The sequence below is a fragment of the Martinezella sp. CNPSo 3957 genome (assembly GCF_057784395.1).
Map to the genome: position 1 here is coordinate 69,385 of NZ_JBXSOU010000001.1, position 24,224 is coordinate 93,608.

Genomic DNA, 24,224 nt, shown 5'->3' on the forward strand with positions numbered 1-24,224 from the left:
CTCCTCGTTTTCGTCAAGCAATCAGGGCAACGGCCTCCTCGGCGATCACACGTTCCTCGTCGGTCGGAATCACGAACAGCTTCACGCGGCTGGACGCCGCGTTGATTGCGATCGCATTGCGCATGCTCGCGTCTTCATCGATCTCGATACCCAACCACTGCAACCTTTGTGCGACGCGGGTCCTGATCTGCGGCTGATTCTCGCCGATGCCGGCGGTGAAGACGATGGCATCGAGACCGCCGATCGTCGCGCATAGCCGCCCGATCTCACCTGATATGCGCAAGCAGAACAGATCAATGGCCTCGGCCGCTTCAGGACTCTTGTCATCGAGCAGAACCCGTGTGTCGCCGCTGATACCGGAGACGCCGAGCAGGCCGCATTGATGGTAAAGGAAATCCTCGATCCGTTCGGGTTGAGGCATTCCCGTCCTCATGAGGTAGAGCAGGGCGCCTGGATCCAGCCAGCCCGGACGCGTCGCCATGGGGATGCCGTCGAGCGCCGAAAACCCCATGCTCGTATCGCGGCTGATGCCGTTTTCCATCGCGCACAGGCTGGCGCCGCTGCCGAGATGGCAGGCGACGACCTTGCCCTTCGCTGCTCCCGGATCGATCTCTCGAAGCTTCGCGGCGATGTATTTGTAGGAGAGCCCGTGAAAGCCGTAGCGGCGTACGCCATCGTCATGCATGGCGCGCGGTATCGCCAGCCGTCGCACGACGTCGGCTTGCGACGAATGAAAGGCCGTGTCGAAGGAGGCGGTCTGAAGAACGTCCGGACGCAGCGTTTTCATCGACCGAATGGCACGCAGGGCCTGAGGCTGGTGCAGGGGCGCTAGGGGTACTAGCTTCTCGATCCGCTCGATCGCAGCGTCATCCAAGAGGATAGCCTTCTGGAACGTCATGCCGCCGTGGACGACACGATGGGCAACCGCCCGGAGCCTGCCGGGAAGGTGGGTCAGCAAATGATCCAGCGTTTCGGATATGACGGAGACGAACTGCCCGCCATTATCGCCCCAGATCGCCTTCTCGTATCGATCCTGACCTATGGAATAGCGGAGCATCAATGGGCTTTGATCGAAATCGATCTTGCCGCGGCCGACATTTCTCGGTTCCTTTGCCGTCAGCTCGAAGACCCCGATTTTCAAGGTCGAGGAGCCGGCATTGAATGTCAGCAAGACATCGTCGGGCATGTCAGCCTCAAATGAAGAGTATTGACTACCGTAAGTTAGCGCGCTCCAGTCCGGAGGCAACCGGGCATAGGGCCGCATGCCATCCTTATCGATATGGCTCCGCGGCGCAGCATCCCGTTGCCGCCCGTTCAGGAGTTCTACGCGCTTCCGCGCGGCGTCAGACCTCCATCACATCTTCGAATGCTTCGGGGAAGCTTTCGCGCGCCACTTTCTCGTTGATGACGAGCATGGCTTCATAGGAGAGTGGATCGAAATCCTTGTCTGCGGGCAGCACCTCGCGCTCGAAGAGCAGGTTAAGCCGTGCAGCGTCGAGATTGCCGCGCTCGAAAGGTTCTGCTCCGAAATAGTGCCAGAGCGCATGTAGGAACGCGGCGTCGATCCGGTGTTCCTGCGTTCCCGGCCGCGCGCGGCGTGGCAGTTTCTTGATCGGCGTCACGCCCTTGGGATTTGCGCGGCGAATGGTGAATTGTACGCCTGTACCCGGCATGCCGGAAGGAAAGCCGCGGTGTTTCGTCATGTCGGGAAGCTTGCCCATGGCTGCTGCTCCTCTCCTGTTAAGCAATCGGGTATTGCCTTTTCCGATGTCAGGCAAGCCGATGCGGTGGAGAAGGCCGTGTGGGCATCTACTCTGTCGTGATTTCCCTCCGCCAGTCAATTGCGGGACGAGGCTTTCGTTATGCCGAAGGGGCGCCATTTGCTTCGACCTCCCAAGGTAAAGATTACCGCTCGCGAGTAAGGGGCGCCACTTGTGGAGAAGAGTCATGCACCGAAAAGTTCGGTTCCACGTCAACCAAATGATACATCAGCGCGGCAAGCGCGACAAAAAAGACAGTGCCTAGAATGAAACGAAGGAATGTCGGCCACAGGTAAACCATGATGATCGGTGCCAGACGCGCCAACATGAAAAGCCAATCGATAAGCGTGGGCGACTTCTGTTTGTACATGATGTTTCCCTTGAGAGGCTGCCGATGTCGCTCGTCAACTATCTCCGTTCGCTCGGAAGCCCATGCCTGCTGAGGGTTCCTTTCGTGTCGACAGCGGCAACCGCATCAACAAAAAGGGCGATTGATCGCTGTCAGTGTCGGAAGACAACATGAACATCGTGCAGATTTCGTGGAGACGGAATGCAGGCTTGGTGGATCGATTCTGGATGGTCGTCAGCTCTGGTATTCGCTTTACTTTTACGTAAGCGTCATTAAGCTCTCCAATTGATATGCTATTCGCGGAGGGGGAAACGAATGAGCAGTCATGCTGATGTGGTGATCGTTGGAACAGGCTTGTCAGGCCTTGTTGCGGCTTGTGAGCTGCTAGAGCGCGGGAAACGGGTGATCCTTATCGATCAGGAGCCTCGGGCAAGTCTCGGCGGACAGGCCTTCTGGTCGCTTGGCGGGCTGTTCATGATCGATACGCCGGAACAACGGCGGATGCGCATTCGCGATAGTCTCGATCTCGCCCGCCAGGATTGGTTGGGTGCTGCGGCCTTCGACCGACCGGAGGACTTCTGGCCTCGCGCCTGGGCGGAGGCCTATCTCAATTTTGCCGCCGGCGAGATGCGCAGCTGGTTGCATGGGCTTGGCATGCGCTGGTTTCCCGTTGTCGGTTGGGCAGAACGTGGCGGTGGCCTTGCCGACGGGCACGGCAATTCCGTGCCGCGTTTCCATGTCACCTGGGGTACGGGTCCTGGCGTACTCGATCCTTTCGTGAAGCGAGTGCTGGCGGCGGAGAAGGACGGCAAGATCGAGCTCTTGTTCCGGCGCCGCGCGACACGATTGGTCGGTGATGAAGACGGCATTTTCGGCGTGGAGGGCGAGATCCTGGCGGAGGACAACATCCGCCGCGGTCAGCAATCGAACCGTGATGTTGTCGGCGACTTCCGCATCGAGGGCGCCGTGATCGTGGCGAGCGGCGGCATCGGCGGCAATTCGGAGTTGGTTCGCCGTGCATGGCCGATCGACCGTTTCGGCTCACCTCCTGAACGGATGCTGAGCGGCGTGCCCCATCATGTGGACGGTCTGATGATCGGTCATGCAGAGGCGGCCGGTGCGCGGCCGATCAACGGCGACCGTATGTGGCACTATACCGAAGGTATTGCCAATTGGGATCCGATCTGGCCCAGCCACGGCATTCGCATCCTGCCGGGGCCGTCCTCGCTGTGGTTCGACGCAGACGGCAATCGCATTCCCGCACCTTGCCTGCCAGGTTTCGACAGCCTTTCGACGCTGCAGCACATCTGCAAGCTCGGTCATAGCTACAGCTGGTTCGTGACTACGCAGAAAATCGTCAAGAAGGAGTTTGCCCTTTCAGGCTCCGAACAGAACCCGGATCTTACCGGACGCGATATCGGGCTTCTTCTGCGCAGCCGCCTTGCGCGGTCGGCTCCCCCGCCGGTGGAAGCCTTCAAGGCGAAGGGCAAGGATTTCGTCGTTGCCGAAACGCTGGACGAGCTTGTGGCCGGCATGAACCGTATCGGCGATCGTCCGCTCGATCCTGCCCATCTGCGCAGGCAGATCGAAGCCCGCGACCGTGAATTGGATAACCCCTTTGCCAAGGATGCCCAGATCGTCGCCTTGCGACAGGCGCGCGGCTATCTCGGCGATCGCTTCATGCGCACGGCCCCTCCGCATCGCATATTGGATGCGAAGGCAGGTCCATTGATCGCCGTGCGCCTCCATATTCTGACGCGGAAATCTCTTGGCGGTCTCGAAACCGATCTGAATAGCCAGGCGCTCGGGCGGAGCGGCTCACTCATCCCGGGATTGTATGTCTGCGGCGAGGCCGCAGGCTTCGGCGGCGGCGGATATCACGGCTACAATGCGTTGGAGGGCACATTCTTGGGAGGATGCATCTTTTCCGGCCGCAATGCGGGGCGGGCGGCATAAGCCGGTCGAAATGGGCGCGGTTTTCGGGGAGAGTGTCCGACGACACTGCGAGGGCATGCAATCTCGCCGGACGCTGCGGTAGTCGGCTCGGGGGTGGCATCCAAGCCGATAGTGAATATCATATCAGCTACCAGAGGTTTATTTAACCTGCCCGAATGGATGGCTGGAGGCTCCGGCGGGCGGGGAGGGTCCGGCAACTGATGCTGCGGCGGCGGGATCATTCATGCCTCGTATTCGCTTGCGTAGCTCATGGCCGGCCTATTTTCGCCGGTGGCGCGTCCGCAGAAGGTATAGAAGCATCCTGGCCCGTTCGAAATAGCCGGCTGGCGAAGGCGCGTTACTGTGACCACACGATGGAGCCTGACGAGCCTCGCCGCCGGAAGCAGTCGGTACGGCATCGCCGGCAATCTTATACCCTGCAGGATCCTGTCGTTCGGACGTGAGATGACGCATGGCGGCAAACGCCCCGGGATATGGCGTGGCCATCTCATCTGGCCGGATGGTATGGCTTTCGAGAATAGGGAAAGCCCACCCCGTCAGTGCCAAAGCGCCGATAAAAATAGGAACGGGAAAAGCATAGCGGAGCAACATTGGGAATCCAGATTGTTGCAAGCCACTAGAAGTCGAAGATTGCGTCGGCATTACAAATGCTCGACCGGACCGAGCTACAGGGGCAAGGGGATCGCAACTCATTCATCTCGAAGCTATCCGGTTGCGATCCCGGATCAGCCTCTACGCGATGTCAGGCCAGGCATCAGGCGGTGTCATTCTTGCCGAACCAGAAGTCGAGCTCGCGTATGCGGCGTTTGTCATAGGGCTGATCCGGCGATTTGATCTGCCAGTTGTCGTCATTGGCAAGACCGGTCCACTTGGGCGCACCGCCCTGCTTTTGGACGGATTGCCGCCAACGGTACTGGGCATAGATTTCCATGATCTTGCCGGCATATTGGCTGGCAAGATCGCCGTTGCCGGTGATGATTACCAGGTTCTCGTCGTTCACGCCGCTCGCCTTCGGACCCATATTGTGGGAGCCGGTCATGACGACGGGATTGGGACCATATGGATCGACGATGACCACCTTGCTGTGGACCATGGCATGGGCTGTCGGCAGCTTCAGAACTTCTTTATGCCAATAGGCAAAACGGCCGGGGATAGCGGCGGGCAGCACGACGTCCGCATTGGCATCGATCCGTTCGCCTCTGTTGAACAGCACGACCGGGTTCTTTGCTGTGCCCGGATTCTGGTTGACCACACCTTGAATGTAGAGATCGGGTTTGAACGAAGGGCTCGAGGGAGAGGCAAGCTCGATGATGTCGTTGAGAAGCGTGCCGCGAGGACCTGGATTGAACATGGCAAACAGGATGCCCTGCTGGGCACTGCGGATCAGCTCGCTTGCCTGTTCGAGATCAAGCCCTTCGCGCATGGGCGTGAACCAGACCGTCGTATTCTTGGCCTTGGGCGTTGTTCTGGGCTCGGCATTGCTTTGATAGAGGGCGGGCGGCGAATCATTGCCGTCGGCGGCAAGCGTCTTCCACTGGTCGAGATAGAATTGCGCGACGGCTGGGTTATCGACCAGGAGCGCGTTGTTGGCTTGGGTGCAAAGGCCGGTCATCGTCCAGTTCGTGCTGCCGGTCCATACGGCCTGCGGCGATTTATCGGCGCCGCAGATGACCAGGAATTTATTGTGCGCCAGCGCCCGCGGCGCGCTCATGCGATCCCTGACATCGCAGGAAGACAGGTCGGACCGAGCGTCTTCGTTTTCGTCCTCGCCCTTTTTCTTGACGCTGCCATTGCCCAGCACGATATGGGCGCGTTTCTTGAACCCCTGCAGCAGCGGAATGAGCTCAGGATCGTCCAACTCGAACAGGGCGGCATAGATATGGCCGCCATTCGACCTGATATCATTGAGGAGCGAGACCAGCTTGTCGCGGATCGGCCCTGCGAGGAATTGACGGATTGGGTCTTCCGGGTTGGCAATTGCCTTCTTGAGTTTGGTGGTGGGGGCCTCTTCGGGCAATAGGCGGGCAAGCCATTGGCTGGCGACGATGCCTCGGTTGAAATAGCAACTGACATGGCCGCTCGTTTCGGCCCCGATCTGCATGGCATCGCTCCAGTCCGATACGTGATCGGCCGATTCCTGCAATGCCGTCTCGGGTCCGATCATGGCGGAGACCTTGTAGGCGACGACGTCGCCCGGATTGACGGCGAAATCGGACCAGAGATATTTCTGGATCGGCCATTCCGTCGTCGGCTTGCGCGTGCCTTCCTCGACGGCCGGCCCATCGGCAAAGCCGACCCAGCTTGCAACGATCTCCTCATGAAAACCCTCGGCATCGACATCGGAGACCGTATTCGGGCTTTGCGGGCTTCCGGCCGCCCGCTTGATCTTCCGCCGCAGGGCAAAGCCACGGCACTGGTCGATGAAATCGCTGCGCCAGGCGATAAGAGCACTATCGACACCGGGATGCACGATCAGATTTATGTTCATTATCCCTCTCCCTGGATGGTTGCTTCTGTTCGTCTCACTGAGGCGTAGCGGATTTGCGCCGATACCTGACCGCGAAGCCTTAATTGGGCGCGTCTAGTGGTCTGGCCAGTTGAGTGGCTCTATTCTACTTTGCGTCACGGCCGTGACGATCTCATGAATTGCTCTGGGCATCTTAAGGACGGCGCAATGCCATCCTGATTTAGCAGTCTTTGGAACAGCTGTGAAATTCGTGATCCATAGTCGCCTATGAAAATTCCGCTCGAAGTCGAAATGTGATCTTGCGTCTCGAAGCAAGTGGGGCAAGACTTCTGGGACCCCCTTGCGTCGGTGCGGAGCGGCGCGAAAAATTCGGCAGACTGTATGAAAGCACCCAAAAGAATCGGCATTCTGGACGTCGCCCGGTTGGCCGGCGTGTCGGCTACGACCGTATCGCGTGTCCTGAATGGTCAGGTCGACAGTCGCATCCGCCTGGAGACGCAGGATCGTGTCAGGGAGGCGGCGAGCAGCCTCGGCTACGTTGTCAACCGTCTCGCAACATCGCTCAGAACACATAGGACCGGTGTGTTCGGAGCGATCGTCAACAGCCTGTCGGGTCATTATCAACCGCATTTGACAAGCCGTCTTCAGGCTGTGGCGCAGCGTCGGGGCGTGGAACTGCTGGTCGCGCAAGCCAAGACGGAGGCCGGCGAAATCGCCGGCCAGCTGCGCTTGTTTCAACAGGATTTCTTCGATGGCGTCATTATGGTGAGCGACCTTCCGGGCCAGCAGGCGCTCTGCGATCACCTTGATCTCATAGGTAAGGCGCATGTGACGCTCGGTGCGGGGCTGACGGGTCCGCTTCCTGCGGTTCTAACCGATGATCGGCTTGGCATTAGACTGCTGCTTGATCACCTTGTGGAGCTCGGCCACCGCCGCATTTCCTTCGTCTATCGCGTCAGCCGCAGCGCGCTTCGCGATCGGATGTCGATTTTCCAGGATGCGATTGCCGCCAGTGCTGGCTTGATCGCCGGTGATGTCATCTCCTTTGAGAAGGGCGAGCACGACCGCACGCTTCTTGCCAATCTCCTGGCATCGTCGGAACGCCCGACGGCTCTGATCTGCGGCAGTGACGGGCTTGCCATCGAGGTTGTCGCCTTCGTGCGCGATCTCGGCCTGCAGATCCCCGCAGATATCTCCGTCGTCGGCTATGACAACGTGCCCGACACCGCCTATTGGGCTCCACCGCTGACGACGGTCGCGCAGCCGACGGATGCGCTATGCGAAGCCTCGCTCGATCTTCTGGTTGAGCTTTCAAACCTTCCGATGGACGCACGCGTTGCAAAGCGTCCCATGCGGTTCGTTACCCCCGAACTTGTCATACGTGCGTCATCGAGCTCGCCTAGCTTGCGGCCACTTTCCCTTGCGTAAAAGAAAAGACGATCTTGAACGCAAGTGGTCGTATTTCATATGCGCAAACGTTTGTGCAGCGATTTATAAATTGCTTTAACAGGAAAGTGTGCCGATGTCCGATCACCTGCCCAGCGGCTTCAACAGGCCGGTTACCCGCCGCACAACCCTTCTGATGGGAGCCGCGGCCGGCCTCTCGGCTTTTGTCCCGGCGTTGTCGGCCTCGGCTGATGAGAGCACCGACAAAAGGCCTGAACTGCGCATCGCCGTTCAGATGAATCCGGTGTCGCAGGAGCCCGTCGATGCCGCCAGCAACGTCGCCTTCCGCAATAACTTTTCCATCCACGAGACGGTGCTTGCGCTCGACATGCGCGGCGACTTCTCGGTGAAGCCTAATCTCGCGACGTCCTGGACCTGGATTTCGCCGACCGTGCTCGAAATGAAGCTGCGCCCTGGCGTGATCTTCCATGATGGCCGCGAAATGACCGCTGATGACGTCGCCTTCTCCTTCGGGCCTGATCGACTTTTGAACAAGGACGCGCCGGGCTATCCGACCTATCGCACCAATTTCACCAGCCTCGACCATGTCGAAGTTGTGGATTCGCTGACGGTCCGCTTCGTCACCAAGTTCCAGGATCCGATCTTCCTGCAACGCCTCGCATCCTATGCGGCTGTCGTCATCAGCAAGGATGCCTGGCAGAAGAACGGCGGCAACTGGACGACCTGGCGGCAGAAGCCGGTCGGCGCCGGCCCCTACAAGGTCGAAAGCTATACGGTTAATGAGAGCGTCGTGCTGGCCGCTCACGATCAGGCCTATCGCGGCAAGCCGGCCGCCAAACGCGTAACCTTGCGCATCGTGCCCGAGGTTTCCTCGCGCATTGCCGGTCTGCTGGCCGGCGACTACGACATTGCGACAGACCTGCCGCCGGATCAGCTCTCGGTCGTCACAGCGAGCACCGATCACGAGATCGTCGGCGGCCCGGTGCCGAACAATCGCATTCTGTTCTTCGACAAGAACAATCCGGCGCTGAAGGACCCGCGCGTTCGCCAGGCACTCATCCTCGCCATCGATCGCCAGGCGATCGTCGACACGATCTGGAACGGTCGCACGAAGGTGCCGAACGGCCTGCAGTTCGAGCTCTACGGTCCGGTCTATCTCAAGGATTATCCTGCCTACAAATATGATCCGGACCAGGCCATGCAGCTCCTGAAGGATGCCGGCTACAATGGCGAGGAAATCGAGATCCGTTCGCAGAACAATTATTACACCGCGGAAAACCCGGTCACGCAGGCCGTTGTCGCCATGTGGCAGGCTGTCGGCGTCAATGCCAAGATGAAGTTCGTCGAATCCGGCAAGCTGTTTGAGAACTCGCCAACCCGCGCGACGGGCAACTGGTCGAGCACCGGCCAGGTCCCCGACCCCTATATCTCGTTCTTCACGCAGTTCAGCTCGGCCGGCAACTTGAACTCGTTCAAGATCTGGCAGAATGCCGATTTCGATGCCCTCGGCGCCAAGATGGAGCAGGCGGTCGATCCGGCCGACCGCGCCAAGATCTTCCGCGACATGCTGCATCTGATCGAGTGGGAAGATCCGGGCGAGACCGTCCTGCATCAGAATGCCGTTTTCTTCGGCATCCGCAAGGGCATCAAGTGGCAGCCTCTGCCGGCCTTCCAGATGGATCTCGGCGCCGGCAGCCTTTCCTTCGAAGAGCAGAAGAGCTGAGCGGCTGGTAATGACCACGCCCGTTCTCTCGGTCGACAATTTGAGTGTCTCGTTCAGGACGGGCGCCGGCCGGTTTCATCCGGTCAACAACGTGTCTTTCGACCTTGCCGAGGGCGAAATCCTCGGTATCGTCGGCGAGAGCGGATCGGGAAAGAGCCTCACCTGCCTGGCGCTTGCCGGTCTTCTCGGGCCGAGCGCCAGCGCCACGGGCTATATCTCCTTCCAGGATGCGATGTATGACGCGGCTGAGTTCGGCCCGCGGTCGCGGGTAAAGCTGCCGCCCATCGGGCTGATCTTTCAGGAGCCCGTCTCCTGCCTCGATCCGGTCCGTACGATCGGCTCACAGATCGCCGAGGCGGCTGTCAGCGCCGGCATGTCCGCGAAGGAAGCCAAGGAAGAAGCGCTCCGGCTTCTGGCGGAAGTCGCCATTCCGCAACCCGAGACGCGTTACAATGCCTATCCCGCGCAATTTTCCGGCGGCATGTGCCAGCGCGTGATGATTGCCACGGCGCTTGCCATGCAGCCGCGACTGATCATTGCCGACGAACCTACGACGGCGCTTGACGTGACGGTGCAGGCGCAGGTCGTCGCTCTCCTGGTCAAGGCGGTGCGCGAGCGTGGCATCCCCATGATTTTCATCAGCCACGATCTCGATCTCGTGTCCGAGGTCTGTGACCGTATCGCGGTCATGTACGCGGGATCGCTGGTCGAGATCAATCGCACGGATGATCTCTACGACAATCCACGCCATCCCTACACACGGCTGCTGCTGGAGGCCATGCCCGGGCGCGGCCGGCCGCTGGAGAGGCTCGCGGATATTCCCGGTGAGTTGAAATTGCACGATGATCTGCCGCAGGCCTGCGCCTTCGCGCCTCGTTGTCCGCGCGCCGAGCCGAATTGCGCGACGAAGGTCCCGCCGTTGATTGCCGGTGCGGCGGCACTTGCCTGCTTCAATCCATGGAGCTCCCATAATGCCTGACAAGCAGATGACACCCGATACGCAGATTGCTGGTGCGGCACTTGCCGCCCGCGATCTGCAGTTCTCCTATGCGCCGGGTTTTTCCCTTTGGCCGGGACGCGCCAGGGGATTTCATGCCATCAAGGATGTGAGCCTGGAATTGAAGCCCGGCGAGACCCTCGGCCTCGTCGGCGAGTCCGGTTGCGGCAAGTCCACGCTTGCCTCGTTGCTCTGCGGCGATCGTATGCCCACATCAGGCGAAATCACGCTGTTCGGCCAGTCTTTCAAGAGCCTGATGAAGCCGAACCGGCGTGGTCTGGCAAAACATCTGCAGGTCATTTCGCAGGATACGATGGGCGCGCTCGATCCGCGCCGAAGCGTCGGTCATCAGATGGTGGAAACGCTCACCATCCACGGCATAGGCTATCCGTCAAGCCGGCTCGATCGCGCGGCAGAAGTTTTCAAGGCCGTCAGCCTGCCGGTCTCTGCCTTGCAGAAATTTCCGCATCAGCTCTCCGGCGGTCAGCGCCAGCGCGTCGCCATCGCCCGTGCCCTCGTGGTCGAACCGCAAATTCTGCTCTGCGACGAGCCGGTCTCGGCGCTCGACGTTTCCGTGCAGGCGCAGGTGTTGAACCTCCTGCTCGACTTGCAGCGGGCACGCGGCCTGTCGCTGCTCTTCATCAGCCATGACGTGCGGGTAGTTCGGCATGTCTCGCATCGCGTCGCGATCATGGAGGCGGGGCAGATCGTGGAAACCGGTCCCACGGAGGAAGTCTTCGCAAATCCGGTCCACCCCTATACCGCAAAACTCCTGTCGGCCGTTCCTCGCGGCCGGCGCAGCAGAGCGCGGCAGGCAGCGGCGATACTCGAAACGCTCTGAAGGAACAGGCAATGCTTCAATCCATCCTGCGGGCGTTTCTGCGAGCACTTGTGACCCTGTTCCTGGCGATGACCTTCACCTTCGTCATCCTGCGCGTCAGCGGCGACCCGCTGCATTCCCTGTTGCCCATCGAGACGCCGCCGGAAGTGGTGGCGCTGATGCGCCAGCAATGGGGTCTCGATCAGCCGCTCTACATCCAGTATTTCGCTTATCTCGGCCACCTTCTGCGCGGCGACTTCGGAACGTCGCTGCTGAACGGGCAGGACGCGCTGACACTGGTTCTGTCGAAAGTCCCGGCAACGCTGGAATTGATGGGTGCCGCGCTGATATTGGCGTTCGGCGCCGGCGTGCCGTTCGGCATCCTGGCTGCACGCAACCGCGGCGGCCTAGTTGATCGCTTCGTCATGGCGCTTGCGGTGCTGATGCATTCGCTGCCGAATTTCCTGATCGCCATCCTCCTCATTCAGCTTTTCGCCGTCTCCTTGCGGATATTGCCGAGCGGCGGCGGATCGACGATGGCGCATCTCGTCATGCCCGTTCTGGTCATTGGCCTTTACAATGCCGGCATCATCGCCCGCTTCGTCCGCTCGAGCGTGCTGGAAGTGCTGGGCCAGCGCTTCATATTGGCAGCGCGCGCCAAGCGCATCGGCGAAAGTGCTCTTCTGTGGCGGCATATCATGCCGAATGCGGCCTTGCCGCTTCTGACCATGCTCGGCTTCCTCGTCGGCGGCATGATCGGTGGCGCGGCCGTGGTCGAGAGCGTCTATGCCTGGCCGGGTGTCGGCCGCTTTCTCGTCTCCTCCGTTGCGCAGCGCGATCTGAACATCGTGCAGACCATCGTGCTGCTCATTACCGCGACGATGGTGACTGCCAATCTCCTCATCGATTGTCTCTACATTCTAGCCGATCCGCGTCTGCGGCATCGCGCATCGGCCTGATTGGCCGCTCGAAAGGTAAAAGCCATGGCTAATGCAGCGACCGGCGCCGATGCTTCCCCGAAGACCAGATCGGAGCGATCTTTTCGGCCCAGGCTTCGGTTCGATCTGATGACGGCCATATGCGCCATTATCCTTGTGGCCTTCATTATAGTTGCGGTCTTTGCCAATCTGCTTGCGCCTCATGGTTTTGCACAGATCGATCTTCATGCCCGCAAGGCGCCGCCGATCCTGTTTGGCGGCTCCTTCAAGCATATTCTCGGCACGGACGAGCTTGGCCGGGATATTCTGAGCCGCATCTTCTACGGCTTGCGCACTAGCCTGCTGATCGCGCTCGGCGCATCGGCGATCAGCCTGGCGCTCGGCACGGTGCTGGGGCTGCTTGCCGCGTTCGGCCGAGGATTTGCCGATATGCTGATCCGCGTTGCAGTGGATTTTCAGGCATCGATGCCGTTCCTCATCATCGCGCTCGCCGTCCTCGCCTTCTTTGGCGACAATCTCTGGCTGTTCATGGCATTGCTCGGCCTGTACGGCTGGGAGCGTTACGCGCGATTGGTTCGGACCATGGCCGGGCTGGAACTCGAGCGCGGCTATGTCGCGGCGCTGAGACGAAATGGTGCAGGAACGGGGCGCATCGCCTTCCTGCACGTGCTGCCCAATATCCTCTCCGTCGTCCTCGTCAACCTAACGATCGTCCTGCCGGAGATCCTTTTGCAGGAATCGGCCCTGAGCTTCCTTGGCCTCGGCATCCAGCCGCCGCTCGTCAGCCTTGGCAGCATGGTCGGTGCAGGCCGCGATTATGTGATGACCGAATGGTGGATCGCGATCCTGCCGGGCATCGTGATCTTCATCCTGTCGCTGTCGATCAGCCTGATCGGCGACTATCTGCGCGACGTTCTCGACCCGACACTTCACTAGGTTGCTCCCGTAGAGAACCGACCCCAAGGAGACTTACATTGCCTTTGCCCCTTCACGCTGCTCGTCATGGTTCGCTCCGCATTGCCGCTCACCGCGGCTTCAGCCGACGCTTCCCGGAAAACACCATTCTCGCCTTCCAGGAGGGTGTGAACGCAGGTGCCAACGAGTGCGAAATCGACCTCATGCTGACCCGCGACGACCAGATCGTCGTGGTCCACGACAGAACGCTCAATCGCACGACGAACGGCTTCGGCTTCGTTGCCGATCATGATCTCCAGCACATTCTTTCGCTCGATGCCGGTGCGAAATTCGATCCGCGTTTCGCCGGGACCCGTGTGCCGACGCTTGCCGATACGCTGCTGTGGGCCAAGCAAACGGATACTCGTCTCGCAATCGAAATGAAGGAACCGGAGCGTGCCGATCGCCTCATCGATCTCATGATCGCGACACTGCGGGAGCTCGATGTTTTTGAGCATGTCGCCATATCGTCCTTCGACCATCTTGACCTGTTGCGCGTGAAGGAGCTCGAGCCGCGCCTGCAGACGGAAGCGATCCTCCACCATCGTCCGGTAGACATTGTCGCCTCGATGCGTGCAGGGGGCATTGACGGCGTTTCGCTGGAACTGAACCGTTTTCATCGCACCGACGCCGAGGCGCTACAAGAAGCCGGCATTGCTGTGCGTTTGAGCCTGCCGTTGCCGGAAAAGCTTGCCATGTTCTGGCAGGGCGGCCGCGATCCGCTTCCTATGATTCGCAGCTGCATTCGGGATCGGTTGGTCGATGCCCTTATCGGCGATGACGTAGATTTCCTCCGCATGCTGGGCGCGAGCGCCTGAGAAGAGGGCATCAAGGGCGGATGGCTATCCGTCACAGGGCGGATAATCTTCTGTTGCTTCCTGATCCGGCACATCACTGTACCGTTCCCCATTTCGGCTTTTTTGCTTGGGTCTATGCAGGTCAAGGCACCCGGCGCGGCATTCCTCACGAAGGAGCGGTTGGGGCCTTGGTCCCTACAAGTCATATTATGATGTTAGTGAGATTAGCGCCATTTTAAACTCTTTTGGATTGGCCTGAATCCCCATCGGCCGTGCGCTGAGCCATAATTTGCATGCGCATGTGATGTTCAGTAGCACCGAGCAATAGCGCTCGACTCCTCCACAAATTCATATTATGTCATATGATATAGACCAATCTCGTGGGAGAGACACTCCGTGTATGTAGGAACGCAGGTCGAGGCGCGGGATGATGACGACTATCGCGTTTTCGCTCAATTGGGGGTGAAACATATTTGCGCGGACCCGCCGGGAAAGCCGGAAAGCTGGACTCTTTCCGATCTTGAGCGCCTGCGCGACAAGGTCGAGAGTTTCGGGCTGATTCTGGACATGATCCAGCTTCCCTTGCCGTCTCAGCCGATCGAGAAGGCGACCTACCCCGATATTCTGCTTGCCGGACCGGATCGTGATCGCCAGATCGATGCGGTCTGCAAGCTCATCGAAGATGTGGCGGCCGCGGGAATTCCTGCAGCAAAATACAACCTCAACCTCATCGGCATTCCACGCACGCCGGAAGAGCCCGGCCGCGGCGGTTCGCTGAATGCGAGCTTCCGCTGGGACAAGGCGGACCACCACGCTGCCCCCGGCCTTGCCGGCGTCCTGTCGGAGGACGAGAATTGGGAGCGCATCGACTATTTCCTCGAGCGCGTCGTGCCCGTGGCGGAGAGCAATCGCGTCCGTCTCGCCTGCCACCCGCATGATCCCTATACGCCGCCAGGCTATAGGGGCGTCACCCGTGTGCTTGGCTCCGTCGAAGGCTTGAAGAAATTCGTGCTGACGCGCGAAAGCCCCTATCATGGACTGAACTTCTGCCAGGGATCGGTCGGCGAGATGCTCGACAATCCGAGGGAGGAGATCGACGACATCATTCGCTGGTTCGGCACGCGCGGCAAACTCTTCAACGTCCATTTCCGCAACATTCGCGGCGGCAAGCTCTCCTTCATGGAGACTTTCCCGGATGAGGGCGACATGGACATGGTTCGTTCCGCGAAGGTCTACAAAGAGGTCGGCTATCAATACATGCTGATGCCCGATCATGTGCCGACCATCAGTGGCCGGGACCCGACCGGCGTCGCTTTCGCCTTCTGCTACGGCTACATCGCCGCCCTCATTCAGTCGCTCGAAGGCGCCTGAGAATCGTTGTCATACCAATCGACGATAGGATTCCAAGATGGACCCGATTGAACTGAAAAAGGCGGTTGGCAGCGGTCTGCTGTCCTTCCCGGTCACCCATTTCGACAGCGATCTCAAATTCGACGAGGCGAAATACCGCCGCCATGTCGAATGGCTGGCAGGCTATGATGCTGCAGCCCTTTTTGCGGCCGGCGGAACAGGTGAATTCTTCTCCCTCAATCCTGCCGAAATCCCGCAGGTTGTCCGCGCCGCGAAGGCATCCGCCGGCAATACGCCGATCATCTCCGGAGCAGGCTACGGCACGTCGCTTGCCGTCGAGATCGCCAAGTCGGCCGAGAAGGCCGGAGCCGATGGGGTGCTGCTTTTGCCGCCCTACCTCATGTCTTCGGAACAGGCGGGTCTCATCGCCCATGTCAAGGCGGTCTGCCAATCCGTGGGGATCGGGGTCATCATCTATAATCGGGACAATGCGGTGCTCAGCGCCGACAGCATCGCGCGGCTTGCCGACGAGTGTCCCAATCTCATCGGCTGCAAGGATGGGGTCGGCGATGTCGATAAGGTGATCGAGATCACGACGACCCTCAAGGACCGTCTTGTCTATGTCGGCGGCATGCCGACCCATGAAGTCTATGCCCAAGCCTATTTCGCTGCCGGTGTCACCACCTATTCCTCCGCCGTCTTCAACTTCATCCCCGCGCTGGCCCAGCGTTTTTACAGTGCGTTGCGGCGCGCAGACCAGGCAACGGTGGACGAAATCCTCACGGGCTTCTTCTTCCCCTTCGTCGCCCTGCGCAATCGAAAGAAAGGCTATGCGGTCTCGATTATCAAGGCCGGCTTGCACGTTCTCGGCAAAGATCCCGGCCCGGTGCGGCCACCATTGACTGATCTGACGCCGGAGGAGCTGTCAGCACTCGCCAAGATTATCGAGATGGCCAAGGCAGCTTAAACCGATAGCGCAATTCCAGGAAAAGTGCGCAGCGGTTTTCCGTTGGTAATTGCGGGAAAAGAGAGAGCGATTCAGAATTTCAGTGAGCTGTATCCCCCGGGCGAACAGTACGCTCCGGGCCGTTCGATCGTTATTCCGTCGCCCTCACCGGCGAGATGGTCACACCATAACTATGGCAACTACGGCCAAGGATCAGTCGCCATCGTGAACTTCGCAGGCTTTCACATCCCGTAACGATGCTTGTCACCTTGGCAAGAAACCCGCGCCGAAGCGGAACTGCTGCCATAAAGCTGCCGTTCTATCGCCAACACGTCGCCGCGCTATGACCCCATAGAAACCGTTTGAGGGCCACATTGCCGCCGGATCGTTCCTGAAACCTAACTGGCGGTGATATCAAAACGATATGTCACCCCTAGCTTTACGCCGTCAAAGAGGTGTTCCCCCGCACGACTGAAGAGGAATTGAGATGATTGTTCGTCATATCCCCGCTGTATCGCTGACCGCCGCAGTCTTGAGCTTGATGGTTCTCGGCAACCAGGCCTTTGCGCAGCAAGCAACACAAGGGCAGCCACCTGCGCAAGCGCAGCAGCCCGACAGCAATGCTGCTGCTGCACCCGTCAGCGACCAGAAAATAGAGGCCTTTGCCGTCGCTTATCTCCAGGTGGACAAGATCAGGCAGGAATATTCGGCCAAGATCGGCGCAACGCAGGATCCAACTGCGAAGCAACAGCTCCAGACCGAGGCAAGCAAGCAGATGGTGCAAGCCGTCCAGACCTCGCCGGGCATGTCGGTGAACGAATATAACGCAATTCTGACGGCCGCAAAGAGTGATCCGGCGCTTGTGAAGAAAGTCCAGGACAAGATCCAGAAAGCCGAGCCTGCACAGCAATAGGCGGCGCACGATCTCCAGGTAAGTTGATCTCATGCCGCCGCGCCAAGAGCTTCAATCTTGGCGCGGCGGCGGCCGTATTTTATGCCATTGTTTGAAAGCGGTCATTGCGGCTTACCGGGCCGTTGCTTTCAGCACGATTTTGCCGAGAGCTTCACCAGCATAGCGGTAGCTGAATAAATCACGACGGATTTCTAGGCGAAGTTGAGATGAGCAGCTAGGGCTATGCTGCGTTCGCAATCGCCGCTGCGAAGTCGCGATAGTTGTGCAGTGGACGACCCAAAATCGCGGTCAGCCGCTCGACGTCGCCGATCTCGGGGATCATGCCGTCGCTGACATATCGTTCCGCCATCAGGCGCATCTCATAGGCGGTCCACTTTGGCATGAAGCTCGCCACGTTCTGCTCGAACCCGCTCGGATCATCGCCGCCGTAGACAACCGGGCGGCCGAGCAGGTCCGACCAGATCTTGGCCACATCCGGGCCGGTCAGCGTGTCGGGGCCGACGAGGTTGATCGTCTCGATCGGCAGCTTGCCGGGAGCCTCGTCGCGGCGGATCAGCTCGATGGCGGCAACCTCGGCGATATCGCGGGCGTCCACCATGGCAATACCCTTGCTGCCGATCGGCATCGGATAGACGCCGTGATTGAGGATGACGTCCTTGATCATCAGTTCATTGTCGATGAAGTAGGTCGCGCGCAGGATGGTGGCACTGAAGCCCATCTGCACGAGCATGCGCTCGGCGCCGAACTTGACGGCGAAATGCGGCACGTTCACCGCGCGATCGGCTTCGAACACAGAGAGATAGACGACGCGTTCGACGCCTGCCTCGCGGGCGATGTTGAGCGTGATGATCGCCTGGGCGAATTCATCGCCGGTAACGGCATTCAGCAGGAAGAGCGTGCTGACGCCATGGAAGGCGCTGCGCAGGGCATCAATGTCGAGCAGGTCGCCTTGGGCAACTTCGACGCCGGCCGGGACATTGGCCTTCGAGGGGTCGCGGGTCAACACGCGGACCTTTGCGCCGCGCTTGACGAGTTGATCGACGACATGGTGGCCGACACGGCCAGTGGCGCCTGTAACGAGAATGGTCATTGTGGTGACTCCAGTTGGGATGTTCAATTGACAGTCATCAATTTAATGATCCACATTGATCCCGATAGACGTTCTATTTGGACCCACTGTCTCACTGGTGAAACACATGGACCTGCTCGCTCTCGCCGATTTCAATCTGGTCGCCCGCCACGGCGGGTTCGGAAGGGCCGCTCGCGCAGCCGGTCGTCCGAAGGCAACCTTGTCACGGCGCGTGGCCGAGCTGGAGGCAAGTCTCGACCTGCGCCTGTTCGAGCGCGGTGCACGGATGCTGAAACTGACGGAGGAGGGGCGTGCACTCTTCGAGCGAACGGGCGCGCTGCTGACCGAGCTCGACGAAACGGCAAAGGCGATCGCATCGGGCGGACATAGCCCCCGCGGCCGGTTGAGGATCAGCGCGCCCTTGCTGTTCTCGCAAACGGCGTTGGGAAAGCTTGCAGCAGGATTCGTCCGGAAATATCCCGAAGTTCAGCTTGAGATCACGACGGAAGACCGGGCCGTCGACATGATCGAGGAAGCCTATGATGTGGTCATTCGCGTGAATCCGGAGCCGGATGAAAGTCTTGTCGGCCGCGTCTTCCTGCATGATCGGCTTGTTGTCGTGGCAAGTCCCGACCTGCCGCGTCCAGCAGGCCGCAATGCCGTTCCCGCCGTCAGTCGTGGAGCGATGAACCAGGCCGAATCGTGGGAGGTGACGAGTTCAGCGGAAAAATTCAGCCTTGTGGCAAGGCCGGTTCTGAGCGTCTCCTCCTTCATCATGGTTCGCGATGCCGTCCGCGCTGGCGCGGGTGCGGCGCGCCTACCCCTATCGCTCGCCATTCCGGATCTGGCCATTGGCAGGCTGGTGAGTTGGGGTGAGGTGGAAGGATTTCAGACTGCCCTTTGGGCGCTATACCCGACGCGGCGGCTGCTCAGCGCCCGCGTGTCTGCATTTCTGGACTATCTTAAGGAAGCTTTTCCTCGGGGAACGCCTGAGGAGCTTGCGGCCTATATGGAATGACGGCCTATTGCCGAGCCATAAGGCAGGAGCATGGCCCGGTGTCTGTCTGGCTGAGCGCCCATAACGCCGGGCGAAAGGCCGTTGGTCCACAGACTGGAGCTATCTCGATCGCTGCAGCGCGAGCGAATGTTTCGATTGCTCCCTACTTTGGAAACCGAGGGTGCTTCCGATCGCTGCCGTATCTGCAGCTCGAAAGCTACCCTCGATAATCGGAGCAGACGCTGTGATCTCACTCGTCAGCTTTGAGCGAGCGCGGTCTGTTTGCCGCCGCGTGCTGCCATCACGATGGTTCCCGCAAGGCATGCCGCCCCAAGGAACGACATGACGCCCAGCGGCCCCTGCAGATCGATCAGTACGCCGCCCAGGACCGCTCCGCTCGAAATAGCGACCTGGAAAGCTGTCAGAAGCAATGCTCCTGCGCTTTCAGCTTCGTCGGGAGCAGCCCGCGTTATGTAGCTCTGGATGGAGACGGGGAAGGCGCCGAAGGCGAAACCCCAAATGGCAACTCCGACAATCGCCGCGAGCTCGGATGCGCCCACGGTTACGAAGATAGCGGCGGCAACGGCGATCAGGCTCGATGAGAAGACGGTGCCAACAGCAGCGCTGCGCTCCGCGATCATGCCACCGACAATATTGCCGAAGAAACCACTGACGCCGTAGGCGAGGAGCACCAGCGACACCATCTCGACCTTGAGGTGGGCGATACCTTCCAGATACGGGCGAATATAAGTGAAGCCGGCAAAATGGCCTGCAACGATGAGAAGTGTCGTGATCAGACCCACCCGGATCTTAGGCCGCGTCAGAACGGCGCCGAGCGTTGACAAGCCTGCGTGACCGGCTGGTGGCAACGATGGCACGGTGACAGCCTGGGCAATCAATGCAAGCACGCCGACGGCTCCGGCCAGGACGAAGGAAGCTCTCCATCCAAGAGTCGACCCCACATAGGAGCCGAGCGGGGCTGCCGTGACGGTGGCGAGGGAGACGCCGGTAAAGATCATCGCCATCGCCCGTGGAAGATGTTCGATCGGGACCAGCCGCATTGCAAGCGCGCCGGCCATCGCCCAGAAACCGCCGAGCCCGACACCCAGCAGAACTCGTGATACGAGGAGTGAAATCAAATTGTTGGCGGTTGCCGCCAGGGCGCAGGAAAGGATCAAAAGAGCAGTCAGGCCAAACAGCACGCGGCGCCTATCGAAATTTCGCGTGGCTATGACGATACCGGGGCCTGCAAATGCAGCGACGACAGCCGTTACAGTCACCGTTTGGCCGGTCTCCCCAGCAGAGAGACCAAGATCGGAAGAGATCGGGGTGAGCAGGCTGGCCGGCAGAAATTCCGCCGTAACGAGACCGAAGACGCCGAGCGCCAGGGCGACGACGGCATCCCATCTGGGTCTGCTGGATGTCTCCTCCGTCGGTTGATTGTGAGGAGATGAAATGGGCTTGAAATTGCTCTCTGCCATGGGGGCGGTCCTATATTAAGATGTCTTGGCGCGCATTGATGCCATTGAGCGAAAAGGTAGTCGTGACAGTCTGTACTTTCCATGCTAGGAAATCCGAGATGCTTGACTATTCGTCCAAAGATAATGCTGGCGAGACTCCTGATGCCCTGAGCGAGATGCTGAGGGGTTTGCGGCTTGATGGCGTTGAATATAGTCGCTGTCGACTCTCCGAACCGTGGGCGACCTATTTTGCGCCGCAGTCGTCGGCGAGATTGCATTTCATTTCATCTGGCTCCGCCTGGCTTCAGGCGCCTTCAGGCGATTGGCTTCCGTTGGGAGCCGGCGATGCTGCGCTTCTGCCGCGTGGCAATGCGCATATGATTGCAAGCGAGCCAGGCATTCCGCCTGTGCCTTTCGAGCAATTTGACCGCAAGGAAGTCTGCCGGGATGTCTTCGATCTCCAGTGCTCCGATGCCTGTGGGGGAACGGTGGCTTTGACCGCGGCGATGCGCTTCAATATCGACAACCTTCATCCGCTGCTGCGATTGATGCCCGACACCATGCTCACCAGCGATCTGGCCAAGAACGAGCCGGCGATTCCGCATTTGCTCGACGCCATGACGCGTGAAGTGCAGATGGATCGGGTTGGCGCGGGAGGCATACTGGCAAGGCTTGCCGATGTCTTGACCGCAACATTGATTAGGACGTGGGTCGAACATGGCTGCGGCGATACCACCGGCTGGATTGCCGCGGTGCGCAATCCTGAAATCGGCCGGGTGCTGGCTGCAATTCACCTCGAGCCGGACCGTGACTGGAGCTTGGCGGCGCTTGCGAACCTGATGGGCGTCTCACGGTCGGGTTTCGCCGAGCGCTTCCTGAAGGTCGTGGGTGAAACGCCGGCGCGCTACGTGGCGAGGGTGCGCATGCATCAAGCTCTTCAATGGCTGCGCAATGGAATGCGCGTGTCCGTGGTCGCACAGAGATTGGGCTACGACGCCGAAGCATCGTTCAGCCGCGCCTTCAAGCGTATTATCGGTGCTCCACCGAGCCAGTTCCGCAATAGCAGCGTAGCTGAAACGAATTCGCTCCCTGTGGATTGACGCTCTGACCATCGACAATGTGCAATACCGGCGACAATCGGTTCAGAGATCGTCAGCCTTGGCCAATAACGCGCTCTTCAACGGCAATAGCGCGTGAGACAATGTAGACAGAAGCATGTCTCTTGGTACGCCGTCTGCCGCCTGCACCGATAGGCCGTGAAGAAAGGCGGCGTAGAATTCCGCCAGCGCGCGCGGGTCGGCATCAGGTTTCAACTCGCCAGCCTCCGATGCCATTTTCAGACGCTCGTGTAGGGACGCAGCGCGGTCCCGCCGGTATCGGCCGAGCCGCGTGCGGACAGCCTGGTTATTGATCGTATAGTTGGTCGCCGCCATCACGATCATGCAGCCGTGCGGGTGATTTGGACGCGTGTAGAGCAGGATCGCATCCCGCAGAAGCCGCTCGAAGGCATCGAGAATAGTCGATTCCTCAGCCAGGGCGCGGGTGGCAAATCCGCCCTCGCCGGAGGCGTACAGCATGACCGCTTCCTGGAACAGCGCCTCTTTCGATTCGAAAGCGGCATAGATGCGCGCCGACGCGATGCCCATGGCGTCGACGAGGTCGGACATCGAGACGCCTTCGTAGCCTCGCTCCCAGAAGAGGTCGCGGGCTTTGGCCAACGCCTCATCACGATCAAATTCCCGCGGCCGTCCTGCCATGCTTAACCTCAATCTTTGTCATTTAACAAATAATAGCCTTGACTCGGCTATGCAAGCCTAACATTATTTGTTGATCAACAAAGAATTGATGGAGATGATAAATGGACCACATTGCAGAAAGACCATCAGTCGGGGCAGGCGCGGCGAATTTCAACCGGGCGGCTGCGTTGGCGCTCCTCGCATTTGCACAGTTGATCATCTCGCTCGATATCAACATCGTCTTCGTCGCCTTGCCCAAAATCGGCGAGGGTCTCAACTTTTCCGGTCAGACCCTGCAATGGGTCGTCAGCGCCTACACGGTCTTCTGCGGCGGTTTTCTGCTCTTCGGCGGGCGTGCGGCGGACCTCATCGGCCAACGCCGATTGTTTATCACGGCGCTCGGGCTCTATGCGATATCCTCACTGGTGGGGGGATTGGCCTGGGAGCCCGCAGTCATCATCGCAGCGCGAGCCGTCCAAGGCATCGGCGGCGCTTTTCTCTTTCCTGCCACGCTTTCGCTCGTCAACCGCTTGTTTGCGGAGGGGGCAGCGCGCAACCGTGCTCTGGCAGTCTGGGGAGGCGCCGGTGCCAGCGGTCTTACGATCGGATCGCTTGCCGGCGGCTTTCTAACGAGCGCTTTTGGCTGGCCATCGGTGTTTTTCGTCAATGTCTTCCTCGCCTTGATCGCGATCGTTGCAGCCCTTTTCGTCATCCCGCGAGATCCTCGTGTGTCTCATGGCCGCTCCTTCGACTTGTCGGGAGCGCTGACGGTTACGGGAGGCGCCACTCTGCTGGTGTTCGCACTCGTCCAGGGACCGGTGTTCGGGTGGGGTGCCGCACCTATTCTCTGGGCCTTCGGTCTATCGGCGCTTCTACTGCTGGCGTTCATGATCATCGAATCGCAAAGTCGCGATCCATTGATGCCTCTGAGACTATTCGGCAACCGCATGCTTGTGACGAGCATGGCCATCACCTTTCTCTACATGGGTACGTTCGGAGCCCTGCCCTATTTCCTGACGGTGCTGTTTCAGGATATCCACCACTTCACGGCTTCGGAGACAGGTCTTGCCTTCCTCGTTCCCTCGCTTGCCATTGCTGCCGGTACTCAAATCGGCGAGCGGTATGCGTCGCGCTTTTCGGCGCGATCGACATTGATCGCGGGAATGCTAGTAGGGGCGGCGGGTACAGTCATCATGGTGGCCGGGGCGTGGCCCGAAAGCAGCTATGCGGCCATCGTTCCGGGTCTGCTCGTCTCGGGGATCGGTCAGGGCGTCGTTTGGACCGCAATGTGGATCATTGCCGGTTCCGGAGTGCCGGATCACGAACAGGGCGTTGCATCAGGAATGGCGTCGACCACGATGAACATCGGCAACGCCGTTGGCCTTGCTGTCCTCGTTGGTTTTGCCAATGCCTATGCCGGTTTCGCAGGGGGCAAGGTGTCGGCCAGCGATCTCGCGAGCGGCGTTCGTCTCGCCTTTTGGCTTTGCGCGGCGGGCGGCATTATTGCCACGGTTATTGCCGTGGCAACGCTAATCAGACCAAGGGAATCGCAGTAACGACCAACCAGGATCGCCATATAGTGGAA

Annotated in this window: 21 protein-coding genes; 14 read left to right on the forward strand and 7 right to left on the reverse strand. The window is 59.8% G+C overall.

Going from position 1 to position 24,224, the window contains the following annotated elements:
- Positions 1-13 precede the first annotated feature (13 nt).
- The 3 genes from AC13QE_RS00320 to AC13QE_RS00330 form a co-directional block, all read right to left on the reverse strand.
- Positions 14-1,186: an acetate/propionate family kinase gene (locus tag AC13QE_RS00320; protein ID WP_488482094.1), complete on the reverse strand. Its 1,173-nt coding sequence runs from the start codon at positions 1,184-1,186 to the stop codon at positions 14-16.
- Between the two features lie 157 nt (positions 1,187-1,343).
- On the reverse strand, positions 1,344-1,721 hold the full coding sequence (locus AC13QE_RS00325; RefSeq protein WP_132720389.1) for a hypothetical protein: 378 nt from the start codon (positions 1,719-1,721) through the stop codon (positions 1,344-1,346).
- Positions 1,722-1,905: 184 nt separating this feature from the next.
- Complete coding sequence (locus AC13QE_RS00330) at positions 1,906-2,130, reverse strand: hypothetical protein (protein WP_015343778.1); 225 nt, start codon at positions 2,128-2,130, stop codon at positions 1,906-1,908.
- A 294-nt stretch (positions 2,131-2,424) separates the two neighbouring features.
- Here AC13QE_RS00330 and AC13QE_RS00335 point away from each other — a divergent pair, with 294 nt between their 5' ends.
- Positions 2,425-4,065, forward strand: coding sequence for an FAD-binding dehydrogenase (locus AC13QE_RS00335; protein WP_488482095.1), 1,641 nt, complete (start codon positions 2,425-2,427; stop codon positions 4,063-4,065).
- Between the two features lie 754 nt (positions 4,066-4,819).
- On the opposite strand, the gene AC13QE_RS00340 is transcribed toward AC13QE_RS00335, so the two are convergent.
- Positions 4,820-6,553, reverse strand: coding sequence for a phospholipase D-like domain-containing protein (locus AC13QE_RS00340; protein ID WP_488482096.1), 1,734 nt, complete (start codon positions 6,551-6,553; stop codon positions 4,820-4,822).
- A gap of 360 nt (positions 6,554-6,913) precedes the next feature.
- Between AC13QE_RS00340 and AC13QE_RS00345 the strand changes: the two genes are divergently transcribed.
- From AC13QE_RS00345 to AC13QE_RS00390, 10 genes are all read left to right on the forward strand, one after another.
- Positions 6,914-7,960 (forward strand): LacI family DNA-binding transcriptional regulator, encoded by a 1,047-nt coding sequence (locus AC13QE_RS00345; protein WP_488482097.1) that lies wholly within the window; start codon positions 6,914-6,916, stop codon positions 7,958-7,960.
- A gap of 94 nt (positions 7,961-8,054) precedes the next feature.
- Positions 8,055-9,662: an ABC transporter substrate-binding protein gene (locus AC13QE_RS00350; protein WP_488482098.1), complete on the forward strand. Its 1,608-nt coding sequence runs from the start codon at positions 8,055-8,057 to the stop codon at positions 9,660-9,662.
- 10 nt (positions 9,663-9,672) lie between these two features.
- Complete coding sequence (locus tag AC13QE_RS00355; RefSeq protein ID WP_488482099.1) at positions 9,673-10,641, forward strand: ABC transporter ATP-binding protein; 969 nt, start codon at positions 9,673-9,675, stop codon at positions 10,639-10,641.
- Complete coding sequence (locus AC13QE_RS00360; protein WP_488482100.1) at positions 10,634-11,500, forward strand: ABC transporter ATP-binding protein; 867 nt, start codon at positions 10,634-10,636, stop codon at positions 11,498-11,500. Before AC13QE_RS00355 ends, AC13QE_RS00360 begins: the two co-directional genes overlap by 8 nt.
- A gap of 11 nt (positions 11,501-11,511) precedes the next feature.
- Complete coding sequence (locus AC13QE_RS00365; protein WP_488482101.1) at positions 11,512-12,438, forward strand: ABC transporter permease; 927 nt, start codon at positions 11,512-11,514, stop codon at positions 12,436-12,438.
- A 24-nt stretch (positions 12,439-12,462) separates the two neighbouring features.
- On the forward strand, positions 12,463-13,353 hold the full coding sequence (locus AC13QE_RS00370) for an ABC transporter permease (protein WP_488482102.1): 891 nt from the start codon (positions 12,463-12,465) through the stop codon (positions 13,351-13,353).
- A 38-nt stretch (positions 13,354-13,391) separates the two neighbouring features.
- Complete coding sequence (locus AC13QE_RS00375; RefSeq protein WP_488482103.1) at positions 13,392-14,189, forward strand: glycerophosphodiester phosphodiesterase; 798 nt, start codon at positions 13,392-13,394, stop codon at positions 14,187-14,189.
- 375 nt (positions 14,190-14,564) lie between these two features.
- On the forward strand, positions 14,565-15,539 hold the full coding sequence (locus AC13QE_RS00380; RefSeq protein WP_488482104.1) for a mannonate dehydratase: 975 nt from the start codon (positions 14,565-14,567) through the stop codon (positions 15,537-15,539).
- Between the two features lie 37 nt (positions 15,540-15,576).
- Entirely contained in the window at positions 15,577-16,485 is a 909-nt protein-coding gene (kdgD, locus tag AC13QE_RS00385) for a 5-dehydro-4-deoxyglucarate dehydratase (RefSeq protein WP_488482105.1), read from the forward strand.
- A gap of 466 nt (positions 16,486-16,951) precedes the next feature.
- On the forward strand, positions 16,952-17,377 hold the full coding sequence (locus AC13QE_RS00390) for a DUF4168 domain-containing protein (protein ID WP_132720400.1): 426 nt from the start codon (positions 16,952-16,954) through the stop codon (positions 17,375-17,377).
- Between the two features lie 220 nt (positions 17,378-17,597).
- Here the strand turns inward: AC13QE_RS00390 and AC13QE_RS00395 are convergent, their stop codons facing one another.
- Positions 17,598-18,467 carry an SDR family oxidoreductase gene (locus AC13QE_RS00395; protein ID WP_488482106.1) on the reverse strand — a complete coding sequence of 290 codons (870 nt, stop codon included), beginning with the start codon at positions 18,465-18,467 and terminating at the stop codon, positions 17,598-17,600.
- 106 nt (positions 18,468-18,573) lie between these two features.
- On the opposite strand from AC13QE_RS00395, the gene AC13QE_RS00400 reads away from it, so the two are divergent.
- Positions 18,574-19,464: a LysR family transcriptional regulator gene (locus AC13QE_RS00400; RefSeq protein ID WP_488482107.1), complete on the forward strand. Its 891-nt coding sequence runs from the start codon at positions 18,574-18,576 to the stop codon at positions 19,462-19,464.
- A 236-nt stretch (positions 19,465-19,700) separates the two neighbouring features.
- Here the strand turns inward: AC13QE_RS00400 and AC13QE_RS00405 are convergent, their stop codons facing one another.
- Positions 19,701-20,924, reverse strand: coding sequence for an MFS transporter (locus AC13QE_RS00405; RefSeq protein ID WP_488482108.1), 1,224 nt, complete (start codon positions 20,922-20,924; stop codon positions 19,701-19,703).
- A gap of 98 nt (positions 20,925-21,022) precedes the next feature.
- Between AC13QE_RS00405 and AC13QE_RS00410 the strand changes: the two genes are divergently transcribed.
- A complete protein-coding gene (locus AC13QE_RS00410) occupies positions 21,023-22,003 on the forward strand; it encodes an AraC family transcriptional regulator (protein WP_488482109.1) in 981 nt (326 codons plus the stop codon).
- Between the two features lie 42 nt (positions 22,004-22,045).
- On the opposite strand, the gene AC13QE_RS00415 is transcribed toward AC13QE_RS00410, so the two are convergent.
- The gene (locus AC13QE_RS00415; RefSeq protein ID WP_488482110.1) at positions 22,046-22,660 is read right to left on the reverse strand and encodes a TetR/AcrR family transcriptional regulator; all 615 of its coding nucleotides are present in this window, start codon (positions 22,658-22,660) and stop codon (positions 22,046-22,048) included.
- Positions 22,661-22,761: 101 nt separating this feature from the next.
- Here AC13QE_RS00415 and AC13QE_RS00420 point away from each other — a divergent pair, with 101 nt between their 5' ends.
- Entirely contained in the window at positions 22,762-24,195 is a 1,434-nt protein-coding gene (locus tag AC13QE_RS00420; RefSeq protein ID WP_488482111.1) for an MFS transporter, read from the forward strand.
- Positions 24,196-24,224: the final 29 nt, after the last annotated feature.